The 13,952-nt window shown below is 65.6% G+C and carries 15 protein-coding genes; 8 read left to right on the forward strand and 7 right to left on the reverse strand.

Annotated elements, in window-relative coordinates; translation table 11 throughout:
* Positions 1–104: 104 nt before the first annotated feature.
* The gene (gene radC, locus GRI55_RS07145; RefSeq protein WP_082835715.1) at positions 105–839 is read right to left on the reverse strand and encodes a RadC family protein; all 735 of its coding nucleotides are present in this window, start codon (positions 837–839) and stop codon (positions 105–107) included.
* A 63-nt stretch (positions 840–902) separates the two neighbouring features.
* Here radC and GRI55_RS07150 point away from each other — a divergent pair, with 63 nt between their 5' ends.
* From GRI55_RS07150 to GRI55_RS07185, 8 genes are all read left to right on the forward strand, one after another.
* A complete protein-coding gene (locus GRI55_RS07150) occupies positions 903–4,100 on the forward strand; it encodes an intermembrane phospholipid transport protein YdbH family protein (protein ID WP_160766669.1) in 3,198 nt (1,065 codons plus the stop codon).
* Between the two features lie 5 nt (positions 4,101–4,105).
* Positions 4,106–4,300 carry a YnbE family lipoprotein gene (locus tag GRI55_RS07155; protein WP_050601086.1) on the forward strand — a complete coding sequence of 65 codons (195 nt, stop codon included), beginning with the start codon at positions 4,106–4,108 and terminating at the stop codon, positions 4,298–4,300.
* Positions 4,301–4,311: 11 nt separating this feature from the next.
* Complete coding sequence (locus GRI55_RS07160) at positions 4,312–4,701, forward strand: YdbL family probable chaperone protein (RefSeq protein WP_082835713.1); 390 nt, start codon at positions 4,312–4,314, stop codon at positions 4,699–4,701.
* Positions 4,702–4,901: 200 nt separating this feature from the next.
* Positions 4,902–5,222, forward strand: coding sequence for an AtpZ/AtpI family protein (locus tag GRI55_RS07165; RefSeq protein WP_063505957.1), 321 nt, complete (start codon positions 4,902–4,904; stop codon positions 5,220–5,222).
* Positions 5,223–5,279: 57 nt separating this feature from the next.
* Positions 5,280–6,068 carry a F0F1 ATP synthase subunit A gene (locus GRI55_RS07170; RefSeq protein WP_255357767.1) on the forward strand — a complete coding sequence of 263 codons (789 nt, stop codon included), beginning with the start codon at positions 5,280–5,282 and terminating at the stop codon, positions 6,066–6,068.
* A gap of 36 nt (positions 6,069–6,104) precedes the next feature.
* The gene (locus tag GRI55_RS07175) at positions 6,105–6,332 is read left to right on the forward strand and encodes a F0F1 ATP synthase subunit C (RefSeq protein WP_050601089.1); all 228 of its coding nucleotides are present in this window, start codon (positions 6,105–6,107) and stop codon (positions 6,330–6,332) included.
* Positions 6,333–6,414: 82 nt separating this feature from the next.
* Entirely contained in the window at positions 6,415–6,909 is a 495-nt protein-coding gene (locus GRI55_RS07180) for a F0F1 ATP synthase subunit B family protein (RefSeq protein WP_050601090.1), read from the forward strand.
* Entirely contained in the window at positions 6,902–7,483 is a 582-nt protein-coding gene (locus GRI55_RS07185) for a F0F1 ATP synthase subunit B family protein (RefSeq protein WP_160766670.1), read from the forward strand. Before GRI55_RS07180 ends, GRI55_RS07185 begins: the two co-directional genes overlap by 8 nt.
* Before the next feature lie 117 nt (positions 7,484–7,600).
* Here GRI55_RS07185 and GRI55_RS07190 read toward each other — a convergent pair whose 3' ends face one another.
* The 6 genes from GRI55_RS07190 to aroA all read right to left on the reverse strand — a co-directional run bounded on the left by GRI55_RS07190 (position 7,601) and on the right by aroA (position 13,827).
* On the reverse strand, positions 7,601–8,566 hold the full coding sequence (locus tag GRI55_RS07190) for an NADPH:quinone oxidoreductase family protein (RefSeq protein WP_160766671.1): 966 nt from the start codon (positions 8,564–8,566) through the stop codon (positions 7,601–7,603).
* A gap of 5 nt (positions 8,567–8,571) precedes the next feature.
* Positions 8,572–9,327, reverse strand: a complete 756-nt coding sequence (gene gloB, locus GRI55_RS07195; RefSeq protein ID WP_160766672.1) for a hydroxyacylglutathione hydrolase — start codon at positions 9,325–9,327, stop codon at positions 8,572–8,574.
* A 197-nt stretch (positions 9,328–9,524) separates the two neighbouring features.
* On the reverse strand, positions 9,525–11,228 hold the full coding sequence (gene rpsA / locus GRI55_RS07200) for a 30S ribosomal protein S1 (protein ID WP_050601094.1): 1,704 nt from the start codon (positions 11,226–11,228) through the stop codon (positions 9,525–9,527).
* A 393-nt stretch (positions 11,229–11,621) separates the two neighbouring features.
* The gene (locus GRI55_RS07205; protein ID WP_160766673.1) at positions 11,622–12,242 is read right to left on the reverse strand and encodes a (d)CMP kinase; all 621 of its coding nucleotides are present in this window, start codon (positions 12,240–12,242) and stop codon (positions 11,622–11,624) included.
* Positions 12,239–12,508 carry a CBU_0592 family membrane protein gene (locus GRI55_RS07210; RefSeq protein ID WP_050601096.1) on the reverse strand — a complete coding sequence of 90 codons (270 nt, stop codon included), beginning with the start codon at positions 12,506–12,508 and terminating at the stop codon, positions 12,239–12,241. Before GRI55_RS07210 ends, GRI55_RS07205 begins: the two co-directional genes overlap by 4 nt.
* Positions 12,505–13,827, reverse strand: a complete 1,323-nt coding sequence (gene aroA, locus GRI55_RS07215; RefSeq protein ID WP_370873257.1) for a 3-phosphoshikimate 1-carboxyvinyltransferase — start codon at positions 13,825–13,827, stop codon at positions 12,505–12,507. The genes GRI55_RS07210 and aroA overlap by 4 nt, the downstream gene beginning before the upstream one ends.
* Positions 13,828–13,952: the final 125 nt, after the last annotated feature.

Raw genomic sequence — 13,952 nt, forward strand, 5'->3', positions numbered from 1 at the left:
AAGAGCTCCGATTGCGGGTCAGGCGGGATTCGCGGCTGCGCGGCGGCTAGGCCGAGCCGGCAGAATTGGCAAGGTTTGCCCCCGGGGGGGCCGTCCTGAACAGATCAGAGGAGGCCCTTGGCGCGCAGCGAGACGTTGCCTTCGCGCCCGATGATGACGTGGTCGTGGACGGTGACCCCCAGCAGGCGGCCTGCTTCCGCGATCCGCGCGGTAATGGTGATATCGGCGCGGCTGGGTTCGGGATTCCCGCTGGGGTGGTTGTGGACGAGGATCAGCGCCGTCGCGCCCACATCGAAGGCCTTGCGGATGACCTCGCGGGGATGGATGGCGGCTTCGTCGATCGACCCTTCGCTGAGGAGATGATCCAGGATCAGCCGGTTCCGGGTGTCGAGATAGAGCCCGCGCACCCGTTCATGCGTCAGATGCGCCATGTCGATGTTGAGATAGTCGAGCAGCGCTTGCCAGCTACCCAGCACCGGGCGGTTCTGCACCGCACCGCGCGCCATGCGCCGCGCCGCCAGCGCATTGGCGTGCAATGCCGCAACACTGGCATCGCCCATGCCCTTGACCTGGCGCAGCGCCTGCGGATCGGCCGTGAGCACCGCGGCGAAAGACCCGAAGTGTGCGATCAATGCCTTGGCGAGCGGTTTCGTATCGCCCTGGCGGATGGCAGCGAACAGCAGGAATTCGAGCAGTTCGTAATCGGCCAGCGCTTCAGCACCGCCGTCGAGCAACCGTTGGCGCAAGCGTTGTCGATGGCCGGTACCGGCATGGCCAGCCGAATTTTTTGGATCTCCCGGCAACCGATCCCCCACATCCCGCGTTTGAGGCACTTGCATTGCCTTTAGCAGGCATATCGCGCAAGTGTGGGATCGATGGAGCGGGCCGCGAGCGACAATGACATGACGGCCGACGATTCCGTCAGGCGATCCCGCTGGCGCCGCAAGCGCTGGGCGGCGCTGCTGGTCGTGCTGGGAGCGCTGCTACTGGCTGGCCTCGGCCTATGGCTGTCGCGCGAACGGATCGTCGACGACATCATTCGCGACCAGCTCGAGGCCTATGATATCCCGGGCAACTACACGATCGAGCGGATCGGCGGGACCACGCAGATACTGTCCGACGTCGTGCTCGGAGATCCTGACAATCCCGACTTCACCGCCGAGCGGCTGGTGGTCACCCTGCGCCACCGGTTCGGCATTCCGGAAATCGGTGGCGTGGTGCTGGTCAAGCCGCGCCTTTATGCCAGCTACCGCGATGGCGAACTGAGCCTCGGGCGGCTCGATCCGCTGGTGTTCGGCGGGGACGACAGTCCGGCGAGCCTGCCCAATCTGAATTTCGAAGTCCGCGACGGCCGCGCGCTGCTGGCGACCGACTACGGGCCGGTCGGCATCAAGCTGGCGGGTTCCGGACTTCTCAGCCATGGCTGGCAGGGCTCTATCGCGGCGAGCGCCCCCGAGCTCGCGACTGCGCGCTGCGGTATCGAGAATGCCACCGCCTTCGGCAAGCTCACCTCGGTATCGGGCGAGCCGCAGTTCGCAGGACCCGTCCGCTTTGCGGCGCTCACCTGCGAGGAAAGCGGCCTTGCGCTCGACGACTACGCGATGGAGCTGAGCGTCGTTGCCGATACGGCGCTGGCCAATCCCGCGATCGAAGCACGGCTCGAGGGGGGAGAAACCCGGTTCGGCGAACAGTCCGCCGCAGCCTTGCTGGGCACGGTCCGCGCCCAGATCCGCGACCGGCTGACGACCGCCAGGTTCACGCTCGCCGCACGCGGGGTCGATACACCGCAGGCGCTTGCCGCAGTGCTCACCGCCGAAGGGCAAATGCGGGCAACCGACGGCTTCGACCACGTCCAGCTCGACAGCAATGTGGAAGGCAACGGGCTAAGGCTGGGCCGCTCCACGATTGCAGCGATCCAGTCGCTGGCGCAGACCGGGGAGGGCACGCTGGTTGCGCCGCTGACCGGCAAGCTGGCGGCAGCGCTTCAGCGCGAAGCCCGCGGCAGCGCGCTCGATGCGGATATACGCCTGCGGATCGATCCAGCTGGCTATTCGCTGCTGGCGCCGCGCGCCGAATTGCGCGGTGGTAGCGGGGCGCGGCTCGTATCGCTTTCACGCGTCGAGATTGCTGCACCGGATGGCGAAGCCCCTTACGTTGCGGGGAACATCGCAACCGGCGGCGCGAACATGCCGCGGATCAGCGGTCGGATGGAGCGCAGCGAATCGGGTGGCTCGATATTCCGCCTGGCGATGGAGCGATATGCCGCGGGCGACAGCGCTCTCGCCGTCCCCCAGGTCGTCATTGCGCAGGGGCCGGGCGGCGCCCTCGGATTCTCTGGCCGGGTGCTCGCAAGCGGACCGCTGCCGGGCGGCTCGGCGACGAACCTCCTGCTGCCGCTCGAAGGCCGCTACGCGGGCGGGCAACTGGCGCTGTGGCGTTCCTGCATGGACGTTGCTTTCGACCGGCTTCAGCTCGCCGACCTCACATTCGAAAAGCGCGGGGTCACACTGTGCCCGGCACGGGGACGCCCCATTCTCTCAAGCGGGCCCGGCGGCCTGCGCATAGCCGCCGGCACCAGCGGGCTCGATCTCGAAGGATCGTTGGGGGAGACCCCGATACGGATTGCCACCGGTCCGATCGGGTTCGGCTATCCCGGCGTGATGACCGCCCGCGAAATCGATGTATCGCTGGGCCCGGTCGAGACCGCCAGCCGGTTCCGCATTTCCGACTTGGACGCGCGGATCGGGCAGGACATCGCCGGAACGTTCAGCGATGCGGATATCGCGATTGCGGCCGTCCCGCTCGATCTGATGCAGGCGAGCGGGCAGTGGCGCTTCGCCGATGGAAGCCTGGCGATCGAGGAAGGCGCGTTCACGCTGGTCGATCGCGACGAATCGCCCCGGTTCGAACCGCTTATGGCGCGCAATGCCACGCTGACACTGGCCGAGAATGTCATCGACGCGCAGGCGCTGCTGAGGAATCCGGCAAGCGAAAGCGTAGTGACAACGGTCGACCTGCGCCATGATCTTGAAACCGGTGCGGGCTGGGCGGACCTCGACGTGCCCGGTGTCCGGTTCGACGAAGACTTGCAGCCCGAACAGATATCGCAGCTGGCCAAGGGGGTGATCGCCAATACCGAGGGAGTGGTCACGGGCACCGGACGCATCGACTGGGCCGCAAACGGGACCGTGACCAGCACCGGGCGTTTCTCCAGCGACGATCTCGATTTCGCGGCTGCGTTCGGACCGGTGAGGGGCGCGGCGGGGACGGTCGAGTTCACCGACCTGCTCAACCTGACGACCGCACCCGACCAGACGATCCGCGTTGCCTCGGTCAATCCGGGGATCGAAGTCTTCGATGGCGAGGTCGGCTTCGAGTTGCGCAATGGCGAAGTGCTGGCGGTATCGGGCGGATCGTGGCCCTTCATGGGCGGCGAATTGCTGCTCCGCGATGTCGATCTGACGCTGGGGATCAGCGAGGAGCGGCGCTACATCTTCGAAATCGTCGGGCTCGAAGCTGGCACCTTCGTGACCGCGATGGAACTCGAAAACATCTCGGCAACGGGGCTGTTCGACGGAACGGTTCCGATCGTGTTCGATGAACGCGGCGACGGGCGGATCGACACCGGCGTGCTGATTTCGCGGCCCCCGGGCGGTACCGTCTCCTATGTCGGCGACCTGACTTATGAAGACCTCTCACCGATTGCCAATTTTGCCTTTGATGCCCTGAAAAGCCTCGATTATTCGCAGATGCGGATCGTGATGGAAGGCCCCCTGACGGGCGAAATCGTGACCCGTGTGCGTTTCGACGGCGTGCGCCAGGGCGACGCGGCCCGGTCCAATTTCGTCACGCGGCGCCTGGCGGCACTGCCGCTGCAGTTCCGCATCAATGTGCGGGCGCAGTTCTACCAGCTGCTGACCAACCTCAAGTCGCTTTACGATCCCGCATCGGTGCGCGACCCGCGCGAACTGGGCCTGCTGTCCGACGACGGCACGCGCCTGCTGCGGCGCTCGATCACCGGCGAGGAAGCCGAACCCGATATCGACCCGGACGACATCGTGCCGGATGAAGAACCCATTCAGGAGCAGGAAAGCGAGTGAGGGCTATGAACGACCCCAAATTGACCGGGAGGGTGGCTGCCGCCATGCTCGCCACAGTCGCGCTCGGTGGTTGCATTACCGTCAATGCACCCGAGGAGCCGATCGTGATCGAGCTGAACGTCAACATCCGCCAGGAAGTGATCTACCGCCTCGCCGAAGACGCGGGCAATACGATCGAAGACAATGCGGATATCTTCTGATGGGTGAGGTTATGAACAAGCTAACGAAATCGGTTCTCGCTGCGGCGGCCCTGGCGACTGCGCTGGGCGGCATCGCGTCCCCGGCATTCGCCCAGCGCGATCCCGCCTATGCCTCGGCGCGTGCCGCCGGGCAGGTGGGCGAGCGGATGGACGGATATCTCGGCATCGTCGTGGCGGAGACCCCGGCGCTGCGCCGCATCGTCAACGACATCAACATCAAGCGCCGTGCGGTCTATTCCGAACGCGCCAAGGCAACCAATGCCACGATCGAGGAATATGCGCTGACTGCCGGGTGCCAGGCCATACTCGCAACGGCAGTTGGCGAGAAATACCAGGCGCCCGACGGCAGCTGGCAGACGCGCACTTCGGCCGCTCCCCTGCGCGACCCGCGCTGTCCCTGACCCTTAGGCCCGACCGCCGGTTGGGCGGATTTGTGAACGCCGGCGGGCCATGCTGCCCGGCCTGTTTCGATTTTCCCGACCTTGGATGCACAGCACGCGCCGGTCCGTGTTGACTCGCCAACACCCCCCTTCTAAGGGGGCGACGCCCTCGGCGGGCAAGTCCGTGCCCGTGCCGCGCAACCCCCTTAAAGGAGCAAGGCATGAGCAACGACGAACCCGCACGGGAACCTGTTAAGGAGGATGCGCGGATCGACGCGCTGGAGGCGCGGCTTGCAGCCGCGCAGCAGCGCGAAGAGGAACGCAACCGTCCTCAGGCTTCGGGTGCCGATGCGAATTATCGCAGCGGAAATCGGGTCCTGGCGGATCTTCTTGGCGGGCTCCTTGGCGGTGCGGTGATCGGTTATGCCATCGGCTTCTTTACCGATACCAACCCGTGGGGTCTGTTGGTCGGGCTGTTCCTCGGAATAGTCGTGGCCTTCAGGAACGTTATCCGCGCGGCAAACCGGCGCCCCGGTGAATAATCCCCGAACCGAGGGGGTTACGGGGTGTTCGTTACAGGATTTAGGGACGTAAGAGACGTGGCAGCCGAACAGGCCAAAGTCGACCCGATGTACCAGTTCACGATCGAGCCGCTTGCCGGTTCGGGCGGCTGGGAAATCGCAGGCTACAACATTGCCTTCACCAACAGCGCGCTGTGGATGCTGATCACCACGGTGGTCCTGTTCCTCTTCGTGCTCGGCGGGATGAAGCGCGAACTCGTGCCCGGACGCTGGCAGATGGTCGTCGAATCCTTCACCGGGTTCATCGACGATATGCTCGAAGCGAACATCGGCAAGGAAGGGCGCAAGTATGTGCCCTATGTCTTCAGCCTGTTCATGTTCATCCTTTTCGCCAACCTGCTCGGCCTGATGCCGCTGGGCGTGTTCGGCCTGCACCCGTTCACCTTCACCAGCCACTTCACCGTCACCGGCGTGCTGGCGATCATCAGCTTCTCGATCGTGCTGCTGGTGGGTTTCTGGAAGCACGGGTTGCACTTCTTCTCGCTGTTCGTGCCCGAAGGCACGCCGCTGCCGATGATCCCCATTCTTGCACCGATCGAGTTCATCTCCTTCATGGTGCGCCCGTTCAGCCTTGGCCTGCGTCTGTTCGTGGCCATGATGGCCGGACACGTTCTGCTCGAAGTGCTGTCGAGCTTCGTGATCGACGGGACCAATGCCGGCGCCACCTTCGGCCTGATGGTCGGTTTGCCCAGCTTTATCCTGATGATCGGCATCTGCGCGCTCGAACTGCTCGTAGCCGGCATTCAGGCTTATGTTTTCGCCCTTTTGACGTCGCTGTACATCAACGACGCCGAGAACCTTCACTAATCGTTTTAATTTAGCGTTTTTCCAAAGGAGTTTGAAATGGAAGCTGAAGCTGCAAAGCTGCTCGGAGCCGGTCTCGCCGCTGTTGGTGCCGGTCTTGCCTCGCTGGGTGTCGGCAATGTCTTCGCCAAGTATCTCGAAGGCGCACTGCGTAACCCCGGCGCCGCCGACGGTCAGCAGGGCCGCCTGTTCATCGGCTTCGCCGCTGCCGAACTTCTCGGCCTGCTGGCGTTCGTCGTCGCGATGATCCTGATCTTCGTCGCCTAAGCACGACCACCGATATTGCACCGGCCGGATATGCGTCCGGCCGGTGCCGTGATTTTACCGTACCCGCCTTTCGAGAGCTGACATGCCCCAGATCGCACAGCTTGCCGAAACATGGTCCAGCCAGGTCTTCTGGCTGCTGGTCTTTTTCGGCATCACTTTCTTCGTCATCGGCCGCGGCATGGTGCCGAAGGTGATGGAAACCGTCGCCCAGCGTGACAGCCAGATCGCCGCCGACCTCGGCGCGGCCAAGGCTGCGCGCGATGCAGCCGACGAGCAGGAAGAGGCCTGGCGGGTCCGCGAGAACGAGAACCGCGCCGCGGCGCAGGCGATCGTGGCCAAGGCCAAGGACGAGGCTGCCGCCAAGTCCGAAAAGAAGCTCAAGGCGGCGCAGACCCGTCTCGACAAGAAGCTGGCCGAAGCCGAAGACCGTATTGCCGAAGCACGCACGGCGGCGCTGACCGAAGTCGAGGCAGTCGCTGCCGAAGCGGCTCAGGACATCGTCAGCCGTCTGGCCGGTGTAAAGGTGACCAAGCCGGTTGCCACCAAGGCGGTCAAGGAGGCGATGACTCATGGCTAATCCCGTAACCGGAGCGCCCGAAGTGTTCGCCACCGAAGCTGCCCAGACCCTGGTCGAGAATGGCAATGGCGGCGCACCGGTCCACGTCGAGCCCGAATTGTGGGGGCTTGCGCCCTTCCAGATCGTCTCGATCTCGATGCTGGTCCTGCTCCTGTTCGCCTTTTTCGGCGCCAAGGTTCACAAGAAGCTGGCTGGCGGGATCGACGGCAAGATTGCTGCGATCAAGGAACAGCTAGAAGAAGCCAAGCAGCTGCGTGCCGAAGCCGAGACGCTGCGCGAGGAATATGCGCAGAAGATCGCCGGGGCCGAAAAGGACGCCGAAGCGATGCTGGCCAATGCCCGTCATGAAGCCGACGCGATCCTCGAGAAGGCCGAAGCCGACAGCAAGGACATGGTCGAGCGCCGCAAGCGGATGGCGGAAGACAAGATCGCCGCTGCCGAACGCGAGGCAGTGGCCGACGTGCGCAACCGCGCGGTCAGCGTGGCGACGGCGGCAAGCCGGTCGCTGATTTCCGACAAGCACGATGCCGAAGCCGACAGGCTGATGGCCGACAAGGTCATCGCCGGGATCTGATCCCGCTCGCGGCACCCCGGCATTCGAGAGGGCGGTCCTGCGAGGCCGCCCTTTTCGTATGTGCTGCGTCTCGGAGGAGGCGCCAGAGCCTGGGGCGGTGCGAGTGCCAGCGGGAGGCTACGGTTCAAGGACCAGCTTGCCGACGATGTCGCCGCGCTCCATCCGTTCGAAGGCTTCGCGCCATGAGGTTAGCGGCAGCTTGCCGTCGACATGCGGCGCAATCTGTCCCTCGCTTGCCAGCGTGTCGATCGCGCGGGCGACATGCTCGCCGCGCTCGGGAAACCGCCTCGCATATTCGCCGGCGCGGACGCCTACTACCGAGAACCCCTTGATCAGCGGGATATTGACCGCGATTTCGGGAATCCGCCCGGAGACGAAGCCGATCACCAGCAGCTTCCCGCCGAAGGTCACGCAGCGCGTGCTTTCATCGAAAACGTCTCCGCCCACCGGGTCGAACACGAGATCGCACAGCCGGCCATCGGTCAGCCGGGCAATGTCTTCGCGGAACCGCCCGGTATTGAGGATGGCAGCGTCGGGGCGGGCGACGGCGCGCAGCATCTCGAGCTTGTCCTCGCGGTGCGATGCCGCGATGACCCTGGCGCCCAGCGCGCGCGCGAGGTCGCAGGCGGCAAGACCCACGCCCCCGCTTGCCCCATGCACCAGCACGGTCTGCCCGGGCTGCAAGCCGCCGATTTCCACCAGCGCGACATAGGCAGTGTGATAGGCCGCGCCCATCGCCGCCGCAGCGGGGAAATCCATTCCTTCCGGCACATGGCGCAGCGCGGACGCGGGGAGCGCGACATATTCCGCGAACGCGCCGGTCTTGGCCCCTCCGCGCACCCGGTCGCCCACGGCAAAGCCGCTGCCGGGCGCCGCTTCCACGACCTCGCCGGCCATTTCCAATCCCGCGATGAAGGGCGGTTCGGGTTTGAACTGGTATTCCCCGCGCGTCATCAGCAGGTCGGGATAGTTGAGCGAGGCCGCGCGCATGCGCACCACGACCTCGCCCCGGGGCCGTTCCACCTCGGCCAGTTCGACGCCCGACAGGTCGGGCGAAAGCGCGGTGACGAGGACGGCTTTCATTGCGGTCAGAAACTGTCCTTGGCGGCGCGCAGGGCGGCGAAGGTCTCCGCCGGGCTGGTCCCGCCCCAGCGATCGCGCAGCGCGTCCGCATCCGCCCGCAGGAAGGGGTTGGTGGCCAGTTCGCGCGACAGCACGGTCGGCACGGTGGGTTCGCCCTTGGCGCGTTGTTCGTCGATGCGCGCGGCATAGAGCGCCAGTTCGGCATTGTCCGGATCGGCATGCAGCGCGAACTTGGCATTCGCCTGCGTATATTCATGCGCGCAATAGAGCAGCGTGTCGGCGGGCAACTGGCGGATCCGGTCGAGGCTGTTCCAGAACTGCTCGGCTTCGCCTTCGAACATGCGGCCGCAGCCGAGCGCGAAGACGCTGTCGCCGACGAAAGCCATGTCCGCTTCGGCGATGTGATAGGCGATATGGCCGTTGGTGTGGCCCGAGACATCGATCACGCGTGCCTGCCAGTCGCCCAGCATCACGCTGTCGCCATTGCCGACCACGCGGTCGATCCGGCTCAACTTGTCGACTTCCTGCGGGGCGATGACGGTGGCTCCGGTCGCATCCACGATCGCCGCATTGCCGCCCGCATGGTCGGGATGCCAGTGCGTGTTCCAGATCTGCGTGATCTGCCAGCCCTTGGCACCGGCCTGTTTCAGGTATTCGGCCCCGTCGGGAGTATCGATCGCCGCGGTCTCTCCGCTGGCGGGGTCATGCAGCAGGAAACCGTAATTGTCGGACAGGCACGGGAATTGGTGAACTTCGAGCATGACGGGGAACCTAGGCGGGTTCCCCCGTATAGGAAAGGCCCGCTTGCGGATCTCGCAAGCGGGCCTTCCTGTGTTCGTCATCCCGGCGCAAACCGGGATCGCTGACGGCACCGCGGGACTTGTCGCCCGTGATCCCGGATCAGGTCCGGGATGCCGGTGCGGCAGGCGCCCGCCGCGCGGGCGCCAACCTGTTACCGTCAGTCGTCCTTCTTCTTCAGCGCTTCGCCGAGGATGTCGCCGAGCGAGGCACCCGAGTCGGACGAACCGAACTGCTGGACCGCTTCCTTCTCTTCGGCGATCTGACGCGCCTTGATCGAGAAGTTGGGCTTCTTCGAACGATCGAAGCCGGTGACCATCGCGTCGACCTTGCTGCCGACCTGGAAGCGCTCGGGGCGCTGCTCGTCGCGGTCGCGGCCGAGATCGCTGCGCTTGATGAAGCCGGTCGCGCCGTCTTCGCCAACCTGCACTTCGAGGCCGCCATCGCGAACCTCGAGGATCGACACGGTGACGGTTTCGCCCTTGCGGACCGAACCGGCGGCACCGGCTTCGGTCGGTGCACCCTTTTCGAGCTGCTTCATGCCGAGGCTGATGCGCTCCTTGTCAGTGTCGACATCGAGGACGACGGCTTCGACCTGCTCGCCCTTGCGGTGCAGTGCCAGGGCGTCTTCACCCGAGATGCCCCAAGCGATGTCCGACATGTGGACCATGCCGTCGACGTCGCCGTCGAGACCGATGAACAGGCCGAATTCGGTGGCGTTCTTGACTTCGCCTTCGACCTTCGAGCCGACCGGGTGCTTGTCCGCGAATTCTTCCCACGGATTGCGCTGGGCCTGCTTGAGGCCGAGGCTGATGCGGCGCTTCTCGCTGTCGACTTCGAGGACCATGACTTCGACTTCCTGCGAGGTCGAGACGATCTTGCCCGGGTGGACGTTCTTCTTGGTCCAGCTCATTTCCGAAACGTGGACCAAGCCTTCGATGCCCGGTTCGATTTCGACGAAGGCGCCGTATTCGGTGATGTTGGTCACGGTACCCGTCATCTTCATGCCGACCGGGTACTTCGCGGCAACGCCATCCCACGGATCGCTTTCCAGCTGCTTCATGCCGAGGCTGATGCGCTGGGTTTCTTCGTTGATGCGGATGATCTGGACGGTCACCGTGGCGCCGATTTCGATCATTTCGCTGGGGTGGTTGACCCGCTTGTAGCTCATGTCGGTGACGTGCAGCAGGCCGTCGATACCGCCGAGGTCGACGAAGGCGCCGTAATCGGTGATGTTCTTGACCACGCCGTCGATCACCTGGCCTTCGGCCAGCTTGTCGATCAGTTCGCTGCGCTGTTCGGCGCGGGTTTCTTCAAGCACGGCGCGGCGCGACACGACGATGTTGCCGCGGCGGCGGTCCATCTTGAGGATCTGGAAGGGCTGGGCCATGTCCATCAGCGGAGTGACGTCGCGCACGGGGCGGATGTCGACCTGGCTGCCGGGCAGGAAGGCCACGGCGCCGTCGAGGTCGACGGTGAAGCCGCCCTTGACGCGGCCGAAGATGCGGCCTTCGACGCGCTTGCCTTCGCCGAATTCGTTTTCGAGCTTGTCCCAGGCGGCTTCGCGGCGGGCGCGGTCGCGGCTGAGCATCGCTTCGCCTTCGGCGTTTTCGACGCGGTCGACATAGACTTCGACTTCATCGCCGACGCCGGGCGCGGTTTCGGTTTCGGAGCGCTGGAATTCCTTGAGGTCGACGCGGCCTTCGCTTTTGAGGCCGACATCGATGTGCGCCATGCCGTTTTCGATGGCAGTGACGGTGCCCTTGACGACGCGGCCTTCGAAGCCGCCATCATCGGCGCCACCGAGCTGCTCGTCGAGCATGGCCGCGAAATCGTCGCGGGTGGGATTGGCTGAAGTTGCCATGTGTGAGTAGTCCTAACTTACGTTTGCTACCGGCCACCGGTTTTACCGGGGTCTTTACCCGTCTCTGCGCACGATTGCGCAGGCCAACGGGGCAAGAGGGCCGCTGTCTCCCGCGAGGCCGGATGCCACCGCGGAAGTCCTTTCAATCGGGGATTGAGAGAACGGGCGCGCGCCTAGGCGAAACGGGCGCGAAAGGCAAGCGAATTGCGGGCCGCTGCCGATAGACATGGACCGCATGTTACACGGTCCGGAGCAAAAACCGGTGCTGGCGCTCCGCTTCGTGCAAACGGCGGGATGCCGCAGGGTCGATAGCAAGGGGAGGGGCATCGCTGGCACCATGCGCCGGCCCGGGCCATGTAGGAAAGCGCCCCGCGCGCCGCTTCCCGGGACCGCTCAGCCGATAGCCTGCTCGACTGCCTCGATCGCCGCGGCGACGGCCTCGTCCTTGTCGAGGTCGCTGGTGTCGATCACCATGGCATCGGGGGCCGGTACCAGCGGCGCGACGGCGCGGTTGCGGTCGCGTTCGTCGCGGCGCCGCAAATCGTCCTGGATCTCGAGCAGGTTCACGCCCGCGCCGCGTTCGCGCATTTCGAGGAAGCGGCGCTGCGCGCGCGCCTCGACGCTGGCGGTGACGAACAGCTTGGCCTGCGCCTCGGGCGCGATCACCGTGCCGATGTCGCGCCCGTCGAGCACGGCGCCGGTGTCGCGCGTGGCGAAGCTGCGCTGGCGGTCGAACAGCGCCTGCCGCACCGCCGGGTGAACCGACACGCGGCTTGCCAATCCGCCGGTCTGCTCATCGCGCAATGCGGGATCGCCGAGCAGAGTATCGGGAAAGGCGGTGGCGGCGAGCGCATCGCCGGCGTCGTCCGGGTCGCCGCCATCGAGGAAGACCTGCCGGCCGACTGCGCGATAGAGCAGCCCGGTATCGAGATGGGGCAGGCCGAAATGGGCTGCCAGGGCCTTGGCGATCGTGCCTTTCCCGCTGGCAGTCGGTCCGTCTACGGCAATGATCATGCTTCGCGTTCCTGTGTCTTGCGCGTGCCCCGCACGGCCTTGGCGATGCCGAAGATCGCGATGGCGGCCCAGAATCCCTCGAGCACGAGGCTCGGCCAATTGGTATGCACCAGCAGCGAGACGGTAAGCAGCGCTGCCCCCATGAGATTGGTGCCATGCAGAACGAACGGGTTGGGCGCATCCTTGATGGTCAGATAGCCATAGGCGCCGATAATGCAGGCGGTGCCGACGAAACCAACCCAGCTGGCCCAGTCGAGCCCGGTCATGCCGCGGCCTGCGCGATCAGATCGATGAAATTGGGGAAGCTGGTGGCGATCGGTTCGGCGCTGTCGATGGCGACGCCGTCGCCGCTAGCGAGCCCTGCGACCGCCATGCTCATCGCGATGCGGTGGTCGAGATGCGTGGTAACCGGACCGCCGCCGGGCAGCGGCGTGCCGCCGGTGCCCGTTATGGTCAGCCCGTCGTCGCTTTCCTCGACCTTTGCCCCGGCCAGGCGCAGCGCGGCCGCCATGGCGGAGAGGCGGTCGCTTTCCTTGACGCGCAATTCCTCCAATCCACGGGTGATGGTGGTGCCGCGCGCCAGCGCTGCGGCCACGAACAGAACGGGAAATTCGTCGATCATGCTGGGGGCGATCGCCGGGTCGACTGCAATCCCTTCGAGGACGGCGTGGCGTACACGCAGATCGGCCACCGGCTCGCCGCCGACCTCGCGCTCGTCGATGAATGCGATATCCGCGCCCATCTGCCGCAGCACGCGGAAGATGCCATCGCGCGTGGGATTGAGGCCGACGTTCTCGATCACCAGGTCGCTGCCGGGCACGATGCTGGCGGCGACGGCAAAGAACGCCGCCGAGGATGGATCGCCCGGCACTTCGATATCACAGGGGTGCAAATCGGCGGGGCCGTGGATGCGGATGATCCGCGCGCCATCACCCTCTTCCACGCTCAGTTCAGCACCGAAGCCGCGCAGCATGCGTTCGGTATGGTCGCGCGTGGCGACCGGTTCGATCACGCTGGTGACGCCGGGCGTGTTGAGGCCTGCCAGGAGCACCGCGCTCTTGACCTGCGCGCTGGCGACCGGGAGGCGGTATTCGATCGGTACGGCGGGCTGGAGGCCTTCCATCATCAGCGGCAAAGTGCCGCCGGGGGAGGGGGTGAAGCTGGCCCCCATCTGCGACAGCGGATCGATCACCCGGCCCATCGGGCGCTTCGACAGGCTGGCATCGCCGGTAAAGGCGGCGGTGATGCCATGGCTGGCGATGAGCCCCATCAGCAGCCGCGTCGAGGTGCCCGAATTGCCCATGTCGAGCGCCTCGCCGGGCTGCAGCAGCCCGCCGACGCCGACCCCGTCGACCACCCAGTCGGACCCGTCGCGATCGATCCGCGCGCCCATCGCGCGCAGCGCGGCGGCAGTGGCCAGCACGTCTTCGCCCTCGAGCAGGCCCGAAATGCGGTTGCGGCCCACGGCCAGCGCCCCGAACATGAGCGCGCGGTGGCTGATCGACTTGTCGCCGGGGACGCGGATGCGCCCGGTCAGCGGGCCGGAAGGAAAGAAGGTATGGGCGGTCAAGCGATTGTCCCGTATGACGCTGGTGGCGGAACGCCGCGCTTTGACAGTGGCAATGCGTTCTGGCAAGGCGCGCGCGCTGTTGATTCCTGCATGGCAGGTTCCCATCAATACGATTACGAATTCACGGCCCCGGGCGTAAC

Source organism: Qipengyuania citrea (assembly GCF_009828015.1).
Lineage (GTDB): Bacteria > Pseudomonadota > Alphaproteobacteria > Sphingomonadales > Sphingomonadaceae > Qipengyuania > Qipengyuania citrea.